The sequence below is a fragment of the Bradyrhizobium sp. MV1.5 genome (assembly GCF_055807615.1).
The window spans coordinates 61950-76759 of record NZ_JBVVPL010000017.1 but is presented as its reverse complement, the minus strand read 5'-3'; the positions used below and the strand labels follow the sequence as shown (position 1 = coordinate 76759).

Here is a 14810-nt window from a genome sequence, read left to right as displayed (position 1 = left end):
ACTTGAAAAACAGGGTACAGATACGTGAATTTCCTCATCAACTGTGTGTAGCATGCATAGGGTCATGCGGCGCGAGGATGCGGGCGCGCCGTTATTTCGCAGGGAGGAAACCGCGATGGCCGGACTTTATTTCGAGGAGTTTTCGGTGGGCCAGGAATTCAGGCATCCGCTGACCCGGACCGTCACGGAGATGGACAATACCCTGTTCAGCCTGCTGACGCTCAATCCGCAGCCGCTGCACATCGACGCACATTTTTCGGCCCAGACCGAGTTCGGCCAGCGCATTTTCAACAGCCTTTACACTCTTGGGATCATGATCGGCATGACGGTCTATGATACGACCATGGGCACCACCGTCGCCAATCTCGGCATGACCGACGTCACTTTTCCGAAACCGGTCTTCCATGGCGACACGCTGCGGGCGACGACGAAGGTGCTTTCGTTGCGGGAATCCAAATCGCGCCCCAAGGCGGGCATCGTCGAGTTCGAGCACCACGCTCTCAACCAGAACGACGAGATCGTCGGCAAATGCCGCCGCATGGCGATGATGCACAAGAGGCCGGTCTGATGCGTTCGATGCTGTTCGTGCCGGGCGACTCCCCGCGCAAATTCGAGAAGGCCAGCGAAGGCAACGCCGACGCGCTGATCATCGATCTCGAAGATTCCGTCGTCGCCGACAAGAAGCCGGAGGCGCGCGGATTGACGCTGGCGATGCTGAAAGGCCGCAACAAGCCCCATCAGCTCTATGTCCGCGTCAACGCGCTCGACACCGGCATGACGCTCGCTGACCTCGCCGCGGTGATTCCAGGCAAGCCCGACGGCATCGTGCTGCCGAAATCGCAGGGCGGCGACGACGTGCGGCAGGTCGCGACCTGGCTCGAAGCTTTGGAAGCTGCGGCTGGCGTCGCCATCGGCTCAACGCGCATCGTCTGCGTCGCGACGGAAACCGCAGGATCGATCTTCGGGCTCGGCAGCTACAAGGGCTGCTCCCCTCGCCTCGCGGGCCTGATGTGGGGCGCGGAGGATCTCTCGGCCTCGCTCGGCGCTACTGAAAAGGCGTCGGGCGGCGTGTTCCACAGCCCTTATCGCCTGGCGCGCGATCTCTGCCTGATGGCGGCGGCCGCGGCCGAGGTCGCGCCGATCGACACGGTCTATACCGACATCGACAATCTGGCGGGGCTCGAACAGGAAACGCGCGCGGCGCGGCGCGACGGTTTTTCGGCGAAAGCACTGATCCATCCCAAGCACGTCGACGTGGTCAACGCGGCGTTCGAGCCGACCGAGGCGGAGCGCAATTGGGCGGAGAAGGTGATCGCGGCGTTCGCGCGCAATCCGAACTCCGGCACGCTGCGCCTCGACGGCCAGATGATCGACAAGCCACATCTTCGCGCCGCGAAGAAGATCCTCGGCCAGAGCTAGATCAGGACGCCGCGCTGTGACAGATGGGATCGAAGCCACTCTCGGCATCGTCGTGGCGAAGCGAAAACGTCCCGCCCCTCACTTTCCGCAGGCGGTGAGAGGCAAAGACTGCCGCTAGACGATCTTGATCGACATGTCCGGCAAGCCGTCGAGCTTGCACAAGAGCACGTCGCCCTTCACGACCGGGCCGACATTCTCCGGCGTGCCGGAATAGATGATGTCGCCGGCCTTCAGCTCGAACGCTTCCGACAGTTTTGCGATCTGCTCGGCCACGTTCCAGATCATCTTGCTGAGATCCGAACTCTGCTTGACGGTGCCATTGATCGCCAGCGAAATGGCGCCCTTGTCGAAATGACCGGTCTTGCTGGCCGGGTGGATCGGCCCGATTACCGCGGCGTGGTCAAAGCTCTTGCCGATCTCCCAAGGCTTCTTCTCCGCAGCCATCCCGTTCTGGAGATCGCGCCGGGTCATGTCGAGGCCGAGCGCGTAACCATAGACATGGTCGAGCGCCTTCTCGGCCGGAATGTTGGAGCCGCCGGACTTCAGCGCGGCGACCAGCTCGACCTCATGGTGATAGTTCTTGGTCAGCGACGGATAAGGATGATCGGCGACCTCGCCCACGGCGACGTTCTGGATTGCATCCGTCGGCTTTTGGAAGAAGAACGGCGGCTCGCGGTTCGGGTCCGAACCGCGCTCGATCGCGTGCGCCGCGTAGTTGCGTCCAATGCAGTAGATGCGGCGGACCTGGAACACCTGGGTTTCACCGACGATCGGGATGGTGACCATCGGCACTGGAAAGATCGGCTTCGGCCCGGCCTGCGCCGCGGCCGGCGCAACTTCCGCGATCGAGGCAGCACTTGCCGCCGCGGCAATTGCGAGCAGCTCTCGTCGCGTTGGTGAGATCTCTTTCATGTTTTGTGCTCCCTTTTTATGTTCGTTGGGCGCATCATGCGCGCCGACCCGCCTGATAATCAATATTCAGTATGCCAGCAATGCCGGACCGGCACGTCCTCTAACCGACGAGAACAGGCCGCCTGCAGCCGCGCCTTCCAAATCGGCTTTCTTTAGCCCTAGCATGGAACTTGCATAAATTCTGGGCGACATGGACGCCGCATGAACCTCATCAGCCTCGATATCCGCATGCTCCGGTCGCTGATCTCCGTGGTCGAGACCGGCAGCATCACCGAGACCGCGCGGCGGCTGGGCCGCACCCAGCCGGCCATCACCCTGCAATTGCAGCGGCTGGAGGAGCTGACCGGGAAGCAATTGTTCGAGCATGCCGGCCGCCGGCTGACGCTGAGCGAGGACGGCACCACGGTTCTCACCTACGCCAAATCCATCCTGCGGTTGCATGACGAATTGATTTCGCAGTTGGCGTCGCAGGAGATCGAGGGTCAGGTCGTGCTCGGCACGCCCGACCTCTATGCCGCCTTCATGCTGCCGCAGATCCTCAGCGTGTTCCGAAAATCCTTCCCCCGCGTCCAGGTCGAGCTCAATTGCGCGCTTTCGACGCCGCTGGTGGGCCTGGTCAAGCGCGGCGATGTCGACATCGCGCTCGTCACCCGCATGAACGATTTTACGGGCGGCCAGGTGGTGCGACGCGAGCAACTGGTCTGGATGACCGGCGAGCAGTCCGCCGCGCACCAGGAACGGCCCATTCCGCTGGCGCTGCTGCCGCCGGGCAACATCTATCGCGACTACGCGATCGACACACTGGAACGTGCGAATTTGCGCTGGCGCATCGCCTGCGTCAGCGAAAGCGTCGGCGGCCTTCAGGCCGCGGCCTTCGCCGGCATGGCCGTGACCGTACTCGGCCGCAGCGCGCTGGTGCCGGCGATGCGCGAGATCGGCCCGAACGAGGGCCTGCCGCCGCTGCCGAAGATCGAGCTGCTGCTCTACAAGTCGAGCGGCGCGACCTCGAAGGCGGCGACCGCCTTGCACGACTATCTCGCGCACTATCTGCGCCTCGACGAAGAGCTCAGCGGCCGCGGCGAGCCGATCGAGCTGTCCTGAGCTTCATGCCTTCGCGCGCGCGGGACTTTCGCGGAGCGCCAGTGACGGCCAGAAGTTTGCCCAGGGCTGGGCCGCTTCGAACGCAGCGGCGATGCGGAAGATCGTGGGCTCGTCGAGCCAGGGAGCGACGATCTGCAAGCCGATCGGCATTCCCTCGCGATCGAAGCCGCAGGGCAGCGTCGCCGCAGGAAGGCCGGCGAGATTCATCGGCCAGGTGAAGGGCGACCAGCCGAGATGTGGATCGACCTTGCCGCCGTCAATCGTTTCGACGCCGAGGCGGCCGGCCTCGAACGCGGTCACCGCGACGGTCGGCGTCACCAGCGCATCGACACGCTCGAAAAGCTTCAGGAAGCCGCTGCGAGCCTGGCCCCGGCGATACCCCGCTTCGATATAGTCCGTGCCGCTGTAGCGCCGACCGGCACTGATGACGTCAAGATAATCTGCTTCGGAGCCGGCGAGATCGGCCGTGGTCTTGGTCGCGACCGCGGCCGCCTGTTCGGTAAAGGCGATCGGCTTCAGCGTGTGCTCCAGGATGCCGGGATCAAGGTCCGGGCCATCCATCGTGACCTGCGCGCCGCAGGCATCGAGAATGGCCAGCGCCTTGCCGAACGCCGCGCGCACCTCGGGGCTGACGGCGGCGTAGCCGAGATCGACGCTGGCGCCGATACGAATGCCGTTCAATGGCTCGGCCTTCGTATCGAACCGCCGCGCCGCCACCGGCAGGCTCGCGGGATCGCGCAGATCGTAACCGGCGATGATCTCCAGCGTCAGCGCGGCATCCGCGACGGTGCGCGTAATCGGCCCGGTATGCGCGAGCGAGCCCCAGGACGGCGGCGAGAAGCCGGGCGAACGCGGCACCAGGCCAAAGGTCGGCTTCAGGCCGAACACACCGCAGAAGGACGAGGGCACGCGGATCGAGCCGACGCCATCGGTTCCGATCGCGATCGGGCCGCAGCCGGCGGCAACGCCCGCCGCCGCGCCGCCGCTCGACCCACCACTGGTGCGACCGGGGTTCCACGGATTGCGCGTGGTGCCGGTGACCGGGCTATCCGCCGTCAACTTGTAACCGGACTCGCAGGTCGTGGTCTTGCAGGTGACGATTGCACCCGCCTCCTTCAGCGCCGAGACAACCGCCGCGTCGACATCGGGCACGAACGCCTTGTTCATCGGCGAACCGCCATAGGCCGGCACGCCTGCGACAAAGACCAGGTCCTTGATCGTGACGGGTACACCGGCGAGCGGCCCCTTGGCCTCGCCGGCACGCATCTCCCTGGTGAGACGATCGGCCTCCGCCCTCGCCTGCTCGTACATCGGCGTCACCACCGCGTTGCAGGCCTCGTTCGTCGCCTCCAGCGCGGCAATGGTGTCATCGACGACATCGCGCGGAGTGAAGGCCTTGCGCCTGTAACCGGCCAGGATCTCGATTGCGGAAAGCGAGCCAAGGCCAGTCGGCGCCGGCGGAAAGGCCGTTCGGCCGGAACCATCAGTCATCATCAACCCTAAACGAGTTAGCTGAGCGCCGCGTCGACGGCGCGCCTGGCCATCACCGTGACGAGATGCGCACGGTAGTCGGCTTCGGCATGGATGTCGGAAGTGAGGCCGTCGGTGTCGATCCTGATCGCCGCGATCGCGGACGGGTCGAAATTTCGCGACAGCGCTTCTTCCATCGGAGGAACGCGGAATACGCCGGAGCCCGCTCCGGTCACGGCTACGCGAACGCCATCGGCGAATTTCGCGACGAACACGCCGACCAGCGCATAGCGCGACGCCGGCGCCTTGAACTTGGCGTAGCCCGCCCTGAGCGGCACCGGAAAGCGGATCGCCGTGATGATCTCGCCAGGTTCAAGCGCGGTCTCGAACAGGCCGCGGAAGAACCCGTCGGCCGCGATCTCGCGCGTGCTGGTGACGACGGTCACGCCCAGCCCGAGCACACCTGCCGGATAATCGGCCGCCGGATCGTTGTTCGCGACGGAGCCACCGATGGTGCCGCGGATGCGCACGGCGGGATCGCCGATCATCGAGGCCAGCGCGGCGAGTCCGGGAATCTTCGCCTGCACCAGCTTGGAGGCTGCCACCACGGCATGTGGCGTCATTGCACCGATGGTGACGGTGGCGCCGTCGTCGGTGATGCCCTTGAGATGTCCGAGCCTCGACAGGTCGACCAGGGCAGGCGGACTGGCGAGCCGCTGCTTCAACGTCGGGATCAGCGTCATGCCGCCGGCGACGAGCTTGCTGTCCTCGATCGAGGTCAGCAGTTTGGCAGCGTCGGGAATTTCGCTCGGCTGGTGATAGGCAAACGGCTTCATTGTCATCCTCCCTATTCCGCAGCGACCGGCAGCGACGCGTTCTGCAGCACGCGCCAGATCCGGTTCGGCGTCGCCGGCATGTCGACATGGGTGACGCCGAGATGCGACAGCGCATCGACCACCGCGTTGATGACCGCGGCCGGCGAACCGATGGTGCCGACCTCGCCGCAGCCCTTCACGCCCATCGGCGTGTGCGTGCACAGCGTCGAATGGGTCGCGATGTTCATCATCGGCATGTGGTCGGCGCGCGGCATGCAATAGTCCATCAGCGAGCCCGACAGCAGCTGGCCCGAGCCCTCGTCATAGACTGCGTTCTCGTACAACGCCTGACCGACGCCCTGCACGATGCCGCCGTGCAACTGGCCCTCCACGATCATCGGGTTGATGACCGTGCCGACGTCGTCCACCGCGGTGTAGTTGACCAGCGTCACCGTGCCGGTTTCCGGGTCGATCTCGACCTCTGCAATGTGGCAGCCGCCGGGATAGGTGAAGTTGACGGGATCGTAGTAAGCCTGCTCCTCGAGCCCCGGCTCCAGCACTTCGAGCGGATAGTCGTGCGGCACGTAGGCGGCGCCCGCGATCTCCTCGAACGTCTTCGTGCGGTCGGTCCCCGCGACCGAGAATTTTCCGGCCTCGAACTGGATATCCACTTCGGCCGCTTCAAGCAGATGCGCCGCGATCTTCCTGCCTTTCGCGACCACCTTGTCCGTCGCCTTCGACAGCGCCGCGCCGCCGACCACCAGCGAACGCGAGCCATAGGTGCCCATGCCGAACTGCACGCGATCGGTATCGCCGAACACGATGTCGACATTGTCAAACGCGACGCCGAGCTTTTCCGAGACGATCTGGGCGAACGTCGTCTCGTGGCCCTGGCCGTGATTATGCGTGCCGATCATGACCGTGACCTGGCCGGTCGGATGCACCCGCACCGTGGCACTCTCATAGAGCCCGCCGCGCGCGCCCAGCCGTCCTGCGAAGCGCGACGGCGCAAGGCCGCAGGCCTCGACATAGGTCGAGTAGCCGAGCCCGCGGAATTTGCCCCTACGCGCCGAGTCCGCCTTGCGGATACCGAAGTTCTTGACGTCGGCCGCGACAAGAGCGCCGTCGAGACACCCCATCGGATCGCCGGAATCGTACTGCACCAGCACTGGCGTCTGATACGGATAGGCCTCCTTCGGGATCATGTTGCGTCGGCGGATCTCGACGCGGTCGATGCCCATCTCGCTGGCTGCGACGTCGACGATGCGCTCCAGCACGAAGGTCGCCTCGGGCCGGCCCGCGCCGCGATAGGCGTCGACCGGAACGGTGTTGGTGAACACCACCTTCACGTTGCAGTAGATTGCCGGCGTCGTGTAGACGCCGCCGAGCAGCGGTCCGTAGAGATTGGTCGGGATGTTCGGTCCGAAGGTCGAGAGATAGCCGCCCATATTGGCAAGCGTGTTGACACGGAAGGCCAGAAACTTCCCGGTCTCGTCGAGAGCGAGTTCGGCCTCGGTGACGTGATCGCGGCCGTGGCGATCAGAGACATAACCCTCCGACCGGCTCGCAACCCATTTGATAGGCCGCATCACGCGCTTGGCGGCCCAGGTGATCACGGCCTCCTCGCCATAGTGGAACTGCTTGACGCCAAAGCCGCCGCCGACATCCGGCGCGACCACGCGCAGCTTGTGCTGCGGAATGTTCAGCACCAGCGCGCCCATCAGGAAGCGCACGACATGCGGGAACTGGCTGGTGGTCCACAGCGTGAAGCGATCGGTGCCGGGCTCATATTCGGCGATCGCCGCGCGCGGCTCCATCGGGTTGCCGATCAGCCTGTTGTTGACGAGACTGAGCTTTGCGACATGCGCCGCTTTCCGGAAGGCGGTCTCGACCGCGGCCTTGTCGCCGAGCTCCCAATCGCAACAGATGTTGTTCGGAACGTCGTCGAACAGTTGCGGCGCGCCCGGCCGCACGGCTTCGAGCACGCCGACCACCGAGGGCAGCACCTCGTAATCGACCGTCAGCAGCTCGGCTGCCGCGCTGGCCTGCGCCGGCGTTTCCGCGACGACGAAGGCCACCATGTCGCCGACGAAGCGCACCTTGCCCTGCGCCAGCATCGGGAACGGCGGCTCCTTCATCGGCACGCCTTTGGCGTCCGTGATACCCCAGCCGCAGGGCAGCGAGCCCAGCTTGTCCGCGGCGGCATCTTCGCCGGTCAGGACCGCGATGACGCCGGGCGATGCGAGCGCCGCATTCTTGTCGATACCGCGCAGGATCGCGTGTCCGTGCGGCGAGCGCACGAACACACCCGCCGTCATGCCCGGACGCTTGATGTCGGAGACGTAATTGCCGCGGCCGGTGAGGAAGCGCTGGTCCTCTTTCCGTTTGGGTGAAGCGCCGATCCCGATCACGTTGCCCATGGTCACTCTCCCTTGGCGGCGTTCATAGCGGCAGCGCCAGCCATGACCGAGACGACGATGTTCTGATAGCCGGTGCAGCGGCAGATATTGCCTTCAAGTCCGTGGCGGACGTCGGCTTCCGACAGGTCCGGCTTCTCGGTCGCGAGCGCCACCGCCGTCATCAACATGCCGGGCGTGCAAAAGCCGCATTGCAGACCGTGATGCTCGCGAAACGCTTCCTGCATCGGATGCATTTGGTTCGAACCGGGAGCTCCGTGAAGCCCCTCGATAGTGAGCAGCGTCGCACCGTCGAGCGCAGGCGCCAGCAGCGTGCAGCTCTTCACCGGCAGGCCGTCGAGATGCACCACGCAGGCGCCGCACTGGCTGGTGTCGCAGCCGATATGGGTGCCGGTGAGGTTGAGCCGCTCGCGCAGCAGCTCGGCGACGAGCGTCGCCGGCTCGACATCGACAGTGGTCGGCCGTCCGTTGAGTGTGAAGGATATCTGCACGATCATACTCCTGTGCGCGACGGGTCTTTAGGCGAGTGGAAGCGCGCTGCCGGTGGCCCATGTGGCCATCACGACGTCGCCGACGGTGAAGGGGTCCGCGAAGAAGGTCTTTTCCGGCACGTAGGCGACGAACGCGTCGTCCGGCACGGTGTCCAGCATGACCTTGACGAAATAGCCCTGGTATTCGATCGCAAGCACGCGGCTCGGCAGCGACGTGGTGCAGCCCGGCGGCAGTTCCCTGCCCGGCCGTACCAGCGCGACATCGTCGCGGCGCACGGCGATATCGATCTTGTCACCGACGCTGACCGTGGACCGCGCCTGAAGCGGGACCTCGATGCCATCAGGCGCGGCCTGCGCGAGCGTAAACGTCGAACCGTTGACCTTCTCGACCCGCCCCGACAGCACGTTCTGCCCGCCCATGAACTCGGCGACGTAACGATCGTGCGGATGGGCATAGACGTCGCGCGCCGCTCCCGCCTGTTTGATTCTGCCCTGCTCCATCACCACGACCAGATCGGCGAGCGCAATCGCCTCGAGCTGGGTGTGGGTGACGTGGATGAAAGTGATGCCGAGCTCCTGCTGCATCCGCCTGAGTTCCTGGCGCATCTGCACGCGGAGCTGCTCGTCGAGGGCTGACAGCGGCTCATCGAGCAGCAGCACCCTCGGCTCGGTGATCGCCGCGCGCGCCAGCGCCACGCGCTGCTGCTGGCCGCCGGAGAGCTGCCCCGGCAGGCGGTCGGCGAATTGCGTCAGCCGCACCTTCTCGATCATGGCATCCGCCGCGCGCAGGCGATCGGCCTTCGACATGCCGCGCACGCGAAGCGCAAAGGCGATGTTCTCGCGCACGGTGAGATGCGGGAACAACGCGTAGGACTGGAACATCATCGCGGTGCGCCGCTGCACCGGCGCAAGCCCGACGACGTTCTGCCCGCCGATCACGATCTCGCCGGCGGTCGGGTCCTCGTGGCCGGCGATCATGCGCAGAATCGTGGTCTTGCCGCAGCCGGACGGACCGATGAAGCAGCAATAGGCGCCGTCGGCGATCTTGAGGTTGACTCCGTCGACCACATTGGTGACGCCGTCAAAGCTCTTGCAGAGGCCCGCCAGTTCGATATCGCCGCGATCGCTCTTCATTTCCGAGCTCAACCCTTTGTGCTGCTGCCGCGCTTCTTCTGGATCAGCACGATGCTGCCCAGGCTCGCGCCGATGACGATGAAGGACACGATCGTCGTCACCGTGCCGAGCGCGTAAAGCGAGGGGGACGTGACGTTCAGGGTCATGCTCCAGATCTCCAGCGGCAGCGTGTTCAGCGAGCCCGCGGTCTGGAGGCTGCGCGCAAACTCGTCGTAAGAGAGTGTGAAGCCGAACAGCGCGACCGCGACCAGGCCGGGCGCCAGCACCGGGATCATCACCAGCCGGATCGATTGCCAGCGGCTGGCGCCGAGGTCATAGGCCGCCTCCTCCCAGACATTGTTGAAGCGAGACATCACCGCAAACATCACGAGCACGCCGAACGGCAACGTCCAGGACAGTTGCGCGCCGAGGGCCGAGGTGTACCAGCTCGCATTGAGCCCGAGCGCCTGGAACAACAGACCGGTGCCGAGGCCGAGCACAAGACCCGGCGCGACCAGGCTGCCGATCATCATGTAGAACACGACGGTGTCGCCGCGAAAGCGTTTGCGAAAGCCGAGCCCCGCGAGGAACGAGACCACCACCGTGATGACAGTGACGATGATCGCGAGCTTGATCGAACGATCGAACGAGCCCTTGACGTCACCGGTCCGCACCTGGGTGAAGAGATCGACGAACCAGTGCAGCGAAGTGCCCTTCATCGGGAACACGAGGCCACCACGGATGTCCTGGAACGACAGGACATAGATACAGAACATCGGGCCGTACAGCGCGATCACATAGAACCCGAACAGCGTCGCCAGAACATAAAACGTCCACGGCCGGCCGCCCTTGCTCGGTGCAATCGCCTTGGTCGTCGCCGGCGGGACCGTCTTTGACATGTCAGCCTTTGACATCTCGGTCTTGGGCATATCGGCGAGAACCGCGCTCATCGCGTGATCTCCTGCCGGATGTCGACGGTGCGCAGGATCAGCGAGACGATGGCGACCAGCACCAGCGTCAGCAACACCGCGCTTGCCGCCGCCGTCGGATATTGCAGCACGCCGACGTCCTCGTAGAACGCGCTGACCACCGAGGCCGAGCCGCCGCCGGACATCACCTTGACCACGAAGAAATCGCCCATCACGATCGAGACGACGAAGATGGTTCCGAGGGCGATGCCGCTCTTGGACATCGGCACCACGATCAGGCGCATGATGTCGAAACGGCTGGCGCCGGCATCGATCGCGGCCTCGATCAGCTTCTTGTCGATCCGTGCCATGGAATTGAAGATCGGCACGATCATGAAAATGGTGAGCTGGTGGACATAGGCGATGACCACCGCCAGGTCCGAGAACAGCAGCACTTCCAGCGGCTGGCGGATCACGCCGAGCGCCAGCAGCGCCTGGTTGATCAGGCCTTCCTTGCCAAGCAGCGGAATCCAGGAAATCATCCGGATGATGTTCGAGGTCCAGAACGGCACCGTGCAGAGCAGGAACAGACCAATCGCCAGCAGTTGGTTGCGGACGTGGAAAACCAGGAAGTATGCGACGAAGAAGCCGATGATCAACGTGAAGATCCAGGTCAGCACCGTGAACTTGATCGTCGCCAGATACAGCTTCAGCGTCAGGGCCGAATGCAACACCTCGACATAGCTTGCGAGCGTGAAGCCCGGCGTCAGCCCGCCAAAGCCGTCGGTGGCGAAGAAGCTCGCGGCCAGCACGACCAGGATCGGCGCCACGAAGAACGGTACGAGCACCAGCACGAGCGGCGACACGTAGAGCCAGCCGGCGAGATTTGCGCGTGGTGAGGTTTGAGCTGGACTAAGACTTGGCTGCATGTCGGCAAACGCCTCGACGTCGGTCATTTGGCACCGGCGCATCGCCGCGCCGGCGCTTCGTTCACGTCAGGGAAAGCAGGTTTCAGGCCACCTTGAAGTCGTTCCAGCGCTTGTTCATGTAGGCGGCTTCGTCCATCAGCGTGTTCCAGCAGGAGATGTTCTTGACGCGGTCGAGGAACGAGCCGCCGTCGCGCTTGGTACCGGTCTTCTCCATCGGCACGCCATAGGGGTCGTTGACGACCTCGGGCGCGGGCTGGCCCTCATACCAGAACGCCCATTCGGCCGGCGTGAGGAATTTCTTCGCGGTCGAAGGGACCGGGCTGTAATAGCCGTAGCGCGCGACGAAGCCGCCCTGCCAGCCCGACAGATACCAGTTGAGATACTCGTAGGCTGCGTCCAGCTTCTTGCCGGAGAGATGCTTCATCAGGCCCATGCCGTTGCACCAGCCGCGATAGCCTTCCTTGCCGTTCTTGATATTGACCGGCGCATAGACACAGGGGATTTCCTTCACGCGCACCGCGGCAACGGCCGGCGACCACATCGACTGGATCACCACTTCGCCCGCCGCCATCAGCTGCACCGACTGGTCGAAGGTGGTCCAGGTCGCGCGGAACTGGCCCTGCTTCTTGAGCTCGATCAGCTTGTTGCAGGTGAAGTCGATCTCCTCCTTGGTCATGTTGCCCTTGTTGCCGTACTTGATCAGCCCGGCGCTTTCGAAGCAGAGCGCGGCGTCCATGATGCCGATCGCGGGCACGTCGAGGATCGCGGCCTTGCCTTTGAATTTCGGATCGATCAGGTCCTTCCATTCCGTGACTTCATGGCCGACGAGGTCGGGGCGGTAACCGATGGAATCGGCATTGTAGACCTGCGGCAGGAAGGTCGCCCATTCGGTGACGCCGTCATGCAGATCGGTGGAGTCAGGCTTGGAAATGTACATGGCCTCATAGGGCGAGATGCCCTGGCGCGGGATCTTGTGACCGTCGATCTCGCCCTTGGTAAAGATCGGCAGGATGTTGTCGAACTCCTTGACCTTCTTGACCTCGATGCCCTGGATGACGCCGCGCTTGGCAGCGAGCTTGGCCTGCCAGCCCTCGAGATCGGCGATGTCGACCGTATTAGGCTGGCTTATGAAGCGGTTGATGGCGGCAGAGGTGTCGAGGTTCTGCATCGTCACCTTGAAGCCGAGATCCTTGGCCGCCTGGTCACCGATCGCCTTCACCACCGAATAGGACACGCCGACATGGCGCAGCTCGATGTCCTTGATCTCCTGCGCCCAGATGGTCGGGAATCCGCGGATCGCGTCCGATCCTGCAGCCGCGCCGGCCACGGCCGCGGCGCCCTTCAACAGCGTGCGCCTGCTCAGCTTTTTCGCAGACTTGTCGCTCGTCCCCGCCGGATTGGCAGTGGATGTCCCCTTGTCCCTGTCAAGCATGGCAACCCTCGTTGGCTACGATGAACGCTGCGCACCGGTCGCCATTGACCGGCTGCGGATGTGATCAATTGCGAGGGAGGCTATGGGCGGGATGTTGTGAAGTAAAATTGGAAGTAAAAATTCGCCGCATAAACGCGGCTAATGGTTCGCCCCGCTGCATCGGCTTTTGGCAGCGCGCATAAGAAGGCGTCAGGGCCTGCGTACAAAACGATGGCTTCGAACGTGCGGGCCCGTTCGCGCGGCAGACGTGACGGAGGCGGTCCTCAGGACCTGAGCTGGTCCCGCGCCGTCTCCGGCGCCATCAGCGTTGCGATGATGGTGATGACCGACAGCGCGATGATGTAAACCGACACGGCCCAATAAGAACCGGCCCAGGCCAGCAGTGCCGTTGCAATCAGCGGCGAGAAGCCGCCGCTCAGCGCGGCGGCAACGTTGGCTCCCAGCGATGCGCCACTGTAGCGCACCTGGGTGCGGAACAGCTCCGGCATGAAGGCCGCCTTCGGCCCGAACAGCAGCGCATGCGTCAGTGTCATCGTCACGACGAGCGCGAGCGTGATCAGCGCCGGCTCCCTGGTGTCGAGGAACCAGAACAACGGAAACGCCAGCGCCACCGAGAACACGCCACCGGCGAGATACAGCGCTTTGCGGCCGAAGATGTCGGACAGCCAGCCTGCGAGGGGCAGCGTCGCGAGCTCGACTAGCGCGGCATAGACCACCGCGTTCAGGATCACCTGCCGGGGAAGGCCGAGTTGCGTCGTGGCATAGACCACGGTGAAAACAGTGAGGAGATAAGCGAGCCCGACTTCGGACACCGTGATGCCGATCGCGAGCAGGAAGCTGCGCCAGTCGCGGCGCAGGACTTCCAGCGCCGGCTGCGCCAGCACCTCCTTGCGCTCGAGCACCTCCTTGAAGTGCGGCGTCTCCGCGAGTTTCAGCCTTACGATGAAGCCGACGCCGACGAGCAGGATGCTGATCAGAAACGGCACGCGCCAGCCCCAGCTCAGGAAGTCCGCTTCGGGCAGCTGCGTCATCAGACCGAAAATGCCGGTGGACGCGGCGACGCCGACGGGGAAACCGATCTGCACCAGGCTGCCGTAAAAGCCGCGGCGGTTGCCGGCGTGCTCGGCCACCATGACCACCGCCCCGCTCCACTCGCCACCGAGCCCGATGCCCTGGACGAAGCGCAAAATGACGAGGAAGATCGGCGCCCAGACGCCGATCTGACTGTAGGTCGGCAGGCAACCGATCAGGAACGTGCCCAGTCCCATCGCGATCATGGTCGCGACCAGCATCTTCTTGCGGCCGAGCCGGTCACCATAATGCCCGATGATCGCGCCGCCGATCGGGCGCGCGACGAAGCCGACCGCATAGGTCGAGAACGCCGCCAGCGTGCCGACGTAGGGATCGAAGCTCGGGAAGAACAGCTTGTTCAGCACCAGCGCCGCCGCCGTGCCGTAGATCAGGAAGTCGTACCACTCGATCGCGGTGCCGAGCGCGCTCGCCCAAACCACATGCGCCGTCGTCGATTTCTCCGCCGCCGTCGCGACCCTCGCTGCTGCCGTCATTGCCATCCGCCCCAAGATTCCTGGGGGCATCATGGCCAAACGTTGTGGCGGTTGCAACTTGGGGGAGTGTTGGTTCTCCCCAGATCACGATGCGAGATTTTCACGCCACTGCCTCCGCACCGTCGTCCCGGCGGAGGCCGCGACCCATAACGACAGGGAGGAGTTTGGCGAAGACCCGTGCTCCGGTACTGCGACCGCCCGGCATCGAAAGATCACGCAGTGTGGGTCCAGGCCTTCG

Annotated in this window: 13 protein-coding genes; 3 read left to right on the top strand and 10 right to left on the bottom strand. The window is 64.4% G+C overall.

Features of this window, described 5'->3' with window-relative positions:
• The first annotated feature begins 64 nt into the window (after positions 1-64).
• Both AC0L2J_RS18030 and AC0L2J_RS18025 read left to right on the top strand, forming a co-directional pair.
• A complete protein-coding gene (locus tag AC0L2J_RS18030; RefSeq protein WP_473247834.1) occupies positions 65-568 on the top strand; it encodes a MaoC family dehydratase in 504 nt (167 codons plus the stop codon).
• Complete coding sequence (locus AC0L2J_RS18025; protein ID WP_473392634.1) at positions 568-1419, top strand: HpcH/HpaI aldolase/citrate lyase family protein; 852 nt, start codon at positions 568-570, stop codon at positions 1417-1419. Before AC0L2J_RS18030 ends, AC0L2J_RS18025 begins: the two co-directional genes overlap by 1 nt.
• A 114-nt stretch (positions 1420-1533) precedes the next feature.
• Here the strand turns inward: AC0L2J_RS18025 and AC0L2J_RS18020 are convergent, their stop codons facing one another.
• Positions 1534-2331: a fumarylacetoacetate hydrolase family protein gene (locus AC0L2J_RS18020; protein WP_473392630.1), complete on the bottom strand. Its 798-nt coding sequence runs from the start codon at positions 2329-2331 to the stop codon at positions 1534-1536.
• Between the two features lie 201 nt (positions 2332-2532).
• On the opposite strand from AC0L2J_RS18020, the gene AC0L2J_RS18015 reads away from it, so the two are divergent.
• Positions 2533-3432 (top strand): LysR substrate-binding domain-containing protein, encoded by a 900-nt coding sequence (locus tag AC0L2J_RS18015; protein WP_007613849.1) that lies wholly within the window; start codon positions 2533-2535, stop codon positions 3430-3432.
• Positions 3433-3435: 3 nt separating this feature from the next.
• Here the strand turns inward: AC0L2J_RS18015 and AC0L2J_RS18010 are convergent, their stop codons facing one another.
• From AC0L2J_RS18010 to AC0L2J_RS17970, 9 genes are all read right to left on the bottom strand, one after another.
• Positions 3436-4923 (bottom strand): amidase, encoded by a 1488-nt coding sequence (locus AC0L2J_RS18010; RefSeq protein ID WP_473392627.1) that lies wholly within the window; start codon positions 4921-4923, stop codon positions 3436-3438.
• 17 nt (positions 4924-4940) lie between these two features.
• Complete coding sequence (locus tag AC0L2J_RS18005) at positions 4941-5738, bottom strand: FAD binding domain-containing protein (RefSeq protein ID WP_473392623.1); 798 nt, start codon at positions 5736-5738, stop codon at positions 4941-4943.
• A gap of 11 nt (positions 5739-5749) precedes the next feature.
• Complete coding sequence (locus AC0L2J_RS18000) at positions 5750-8137, bottom strand: xanthine dehydrogenase family protein molybdopterin-binding subunit (RefSeq protein WP_473392619.1); 2388 nt, start codon at positions 8135-8137, stop codon at positions 5750-5752.
• Between the two features lie 2 nt (positions 8138-8139).
• A complete protein-coding gene (locus AC0L2J_RS17995; RefSeq protein WP_179950098.1) occupies positions 8140-8631 on the bottom strand; it encodes a (2Fe-2S)-binding protein in 492 nt (163 codons plus the stop codon).
• A gap of 21 nt (positions 8632-8652) precedes the next feature.
• The gene (locus AC0L2J_RS17990) at positions 8653-9759 is read right to left on the bottom strand and encodes an ABC transporter ATP-binding protein (protein WP_473392615.1); all 1107 of its coding nucleotides are present in this window, start codon (positions 9757-9759) and stop codon (positions 8653-8655) included.
• Between the two features lie 8 nt (positions 9760-9767).
• The gene (locus tag AC0L2J_RS17985) at positions 9768-10688 is read right to left on the bottom strand and encodes an ABC transporter permease (protein ID WP_473392612.1); all 921 of its coding nucleotides are present in this window, start codon (positions 10686-10688) and stop codon (positions 9768-9770) included.
• Positions 10685-11602: an ABC transporter permease gene (locus AC0L2J_RS17980; protein ID WP_473247841.1), complete on the bottom strand. Its 918-nt coding sequence runs from the start codon at positions 11600-11602 to the stop codon at positions 10685-10687. The genes AC0L2J_RS17985 and AC0L2J_RS17980 overlap by 4 nt, the downstream gene beginning before the upstream one ends.
• Before the next feature lie 55 nt (positions 11603-11657).
• Positions 11658-13007 carry an ABC transporter substrate-binding protein gene (locus tag AC0L2J_RS17975; protein WP_007613860.1) on the bottom strand — a complete coding sequence of 450 codons (1350 nt, stop codon included), beginning with the start codon at positions 13005-13007 and terminating at the stop codon, positions 11658-11660.
• A 263-nt stretch (positions 13008-13270) separates the two neighbouring features.
• Positions 13271-14572 carry an MFS transporter gene (locus AC0L2J_RS17970; protein WP_007613862.1) on the bottom strand — a complete coding sequence of 434 codons (1302 nt, stop codon included), beginning with the start codon at positions 14570-14572 and terminating at the stop codon, positions 13271-13273.
• Between the last annotated feature and the right edge of the window lie 238 nt (positions 14573-14810).

Excerpts from the sequence above, each read along its gene's own strand:
- AC0L2J_RS18030 (WP_473247834.1), top strand. The coding sequence starts at position 65 with ATGCGGCGCGAGGATGCGGGCGCGCCGTTATTTCGCAGGGAGGAAACC.
- AC0L2J_RS18005 (WP_473392623.1), bottom strand. The coding sequence starts at position 5,738 with ATGAAGCCGTTTGCCTATCACCAGCCGAGCGAAATTCCCGACGCTGCC.
- AC0L2J_RS18000 (WP_473392619.1), bottom strand. The coding sequence starts at position 8,137 with ATGGGCAACGTGATCGGGATCGGCGCTTCACCCAAACGGAAAGAGGAC.
- AC0L2J_RS17990 (WP_473392615.1), bottom strand. The coding sequence starts at position 9,759 with ATGAAGAGCGATCGCGGCGATATCGAACTGGCGGGCCTCTGCAAGAGC.
- AC0L2J_RS18010 (WP_473392627.1), bottom strand. The coding sequence starts at position 4,923 with ATGACTGATGGTTCCGGCCGAACGGCCTTTCCGCCGGCGCCGACTGGC.
- AC0L2J_RS17980 (WP_473247841.1), bottom strand. The coding sequence starts at position 11,602 with ATGACCGACGTCGAGGCGTTTGCCGACATGCAGCCAAGTCTTAGTCCA.
- AC0L2J_RS17975 (WP_007613860.1), bottom strand. The coding sequence starts at position 13,007 with ATGCTTGACAGGGACAAGGGGACATCCACTGCCAATCCGGCGGGGACG.
- AC0L2J_RS17985 (WP_473392612.1), bottom strand. The coding sequence starts at position 10,688 with ATGAGCGCGGTTCTCGCCGATATGCCCAAGACCGAGATGTCAAAGGCT.
- AC0L2J_RS18015 (WP_007613849.1), top strand. The coding sequence starts at position 2,533 with ATGAACCTCATCAGCCTCGATATCCGCATGCTCCGGTCGCTGATCTCC.
- AC0L2J_RS18025 (WP_473392634.1), top strand. The coding sequence starts at position 568 with ATGCGTTCGATGCTGTTCGTGCCGGGCGACTCCCCGCGCAAATTCGAG.
- AC0L2J_RS17995 (WP_179950098.1), bottom strand. The coding sequence starts at position 8,631 with ATGATCGTGCAGATATCCTTCACACTCAACGGACGGCCGACCACTGTC.
- AC0L2J_RS17970 (WP_007613862.1), bottom strand. The coding sequence starts at position 14,572 with ATGACGGCAGCAGCGAGGGTCGCGACGGCGGCGGAGAAATCGACGACG.
- AC0L2J_RS18020 (WP_473392630.1), bottom strand. The coding sequence starts at position 2,331 with ATGAAAGAGATCTCACCAACGCGACGAGAGCTGCTCGCAATTGCCGCG.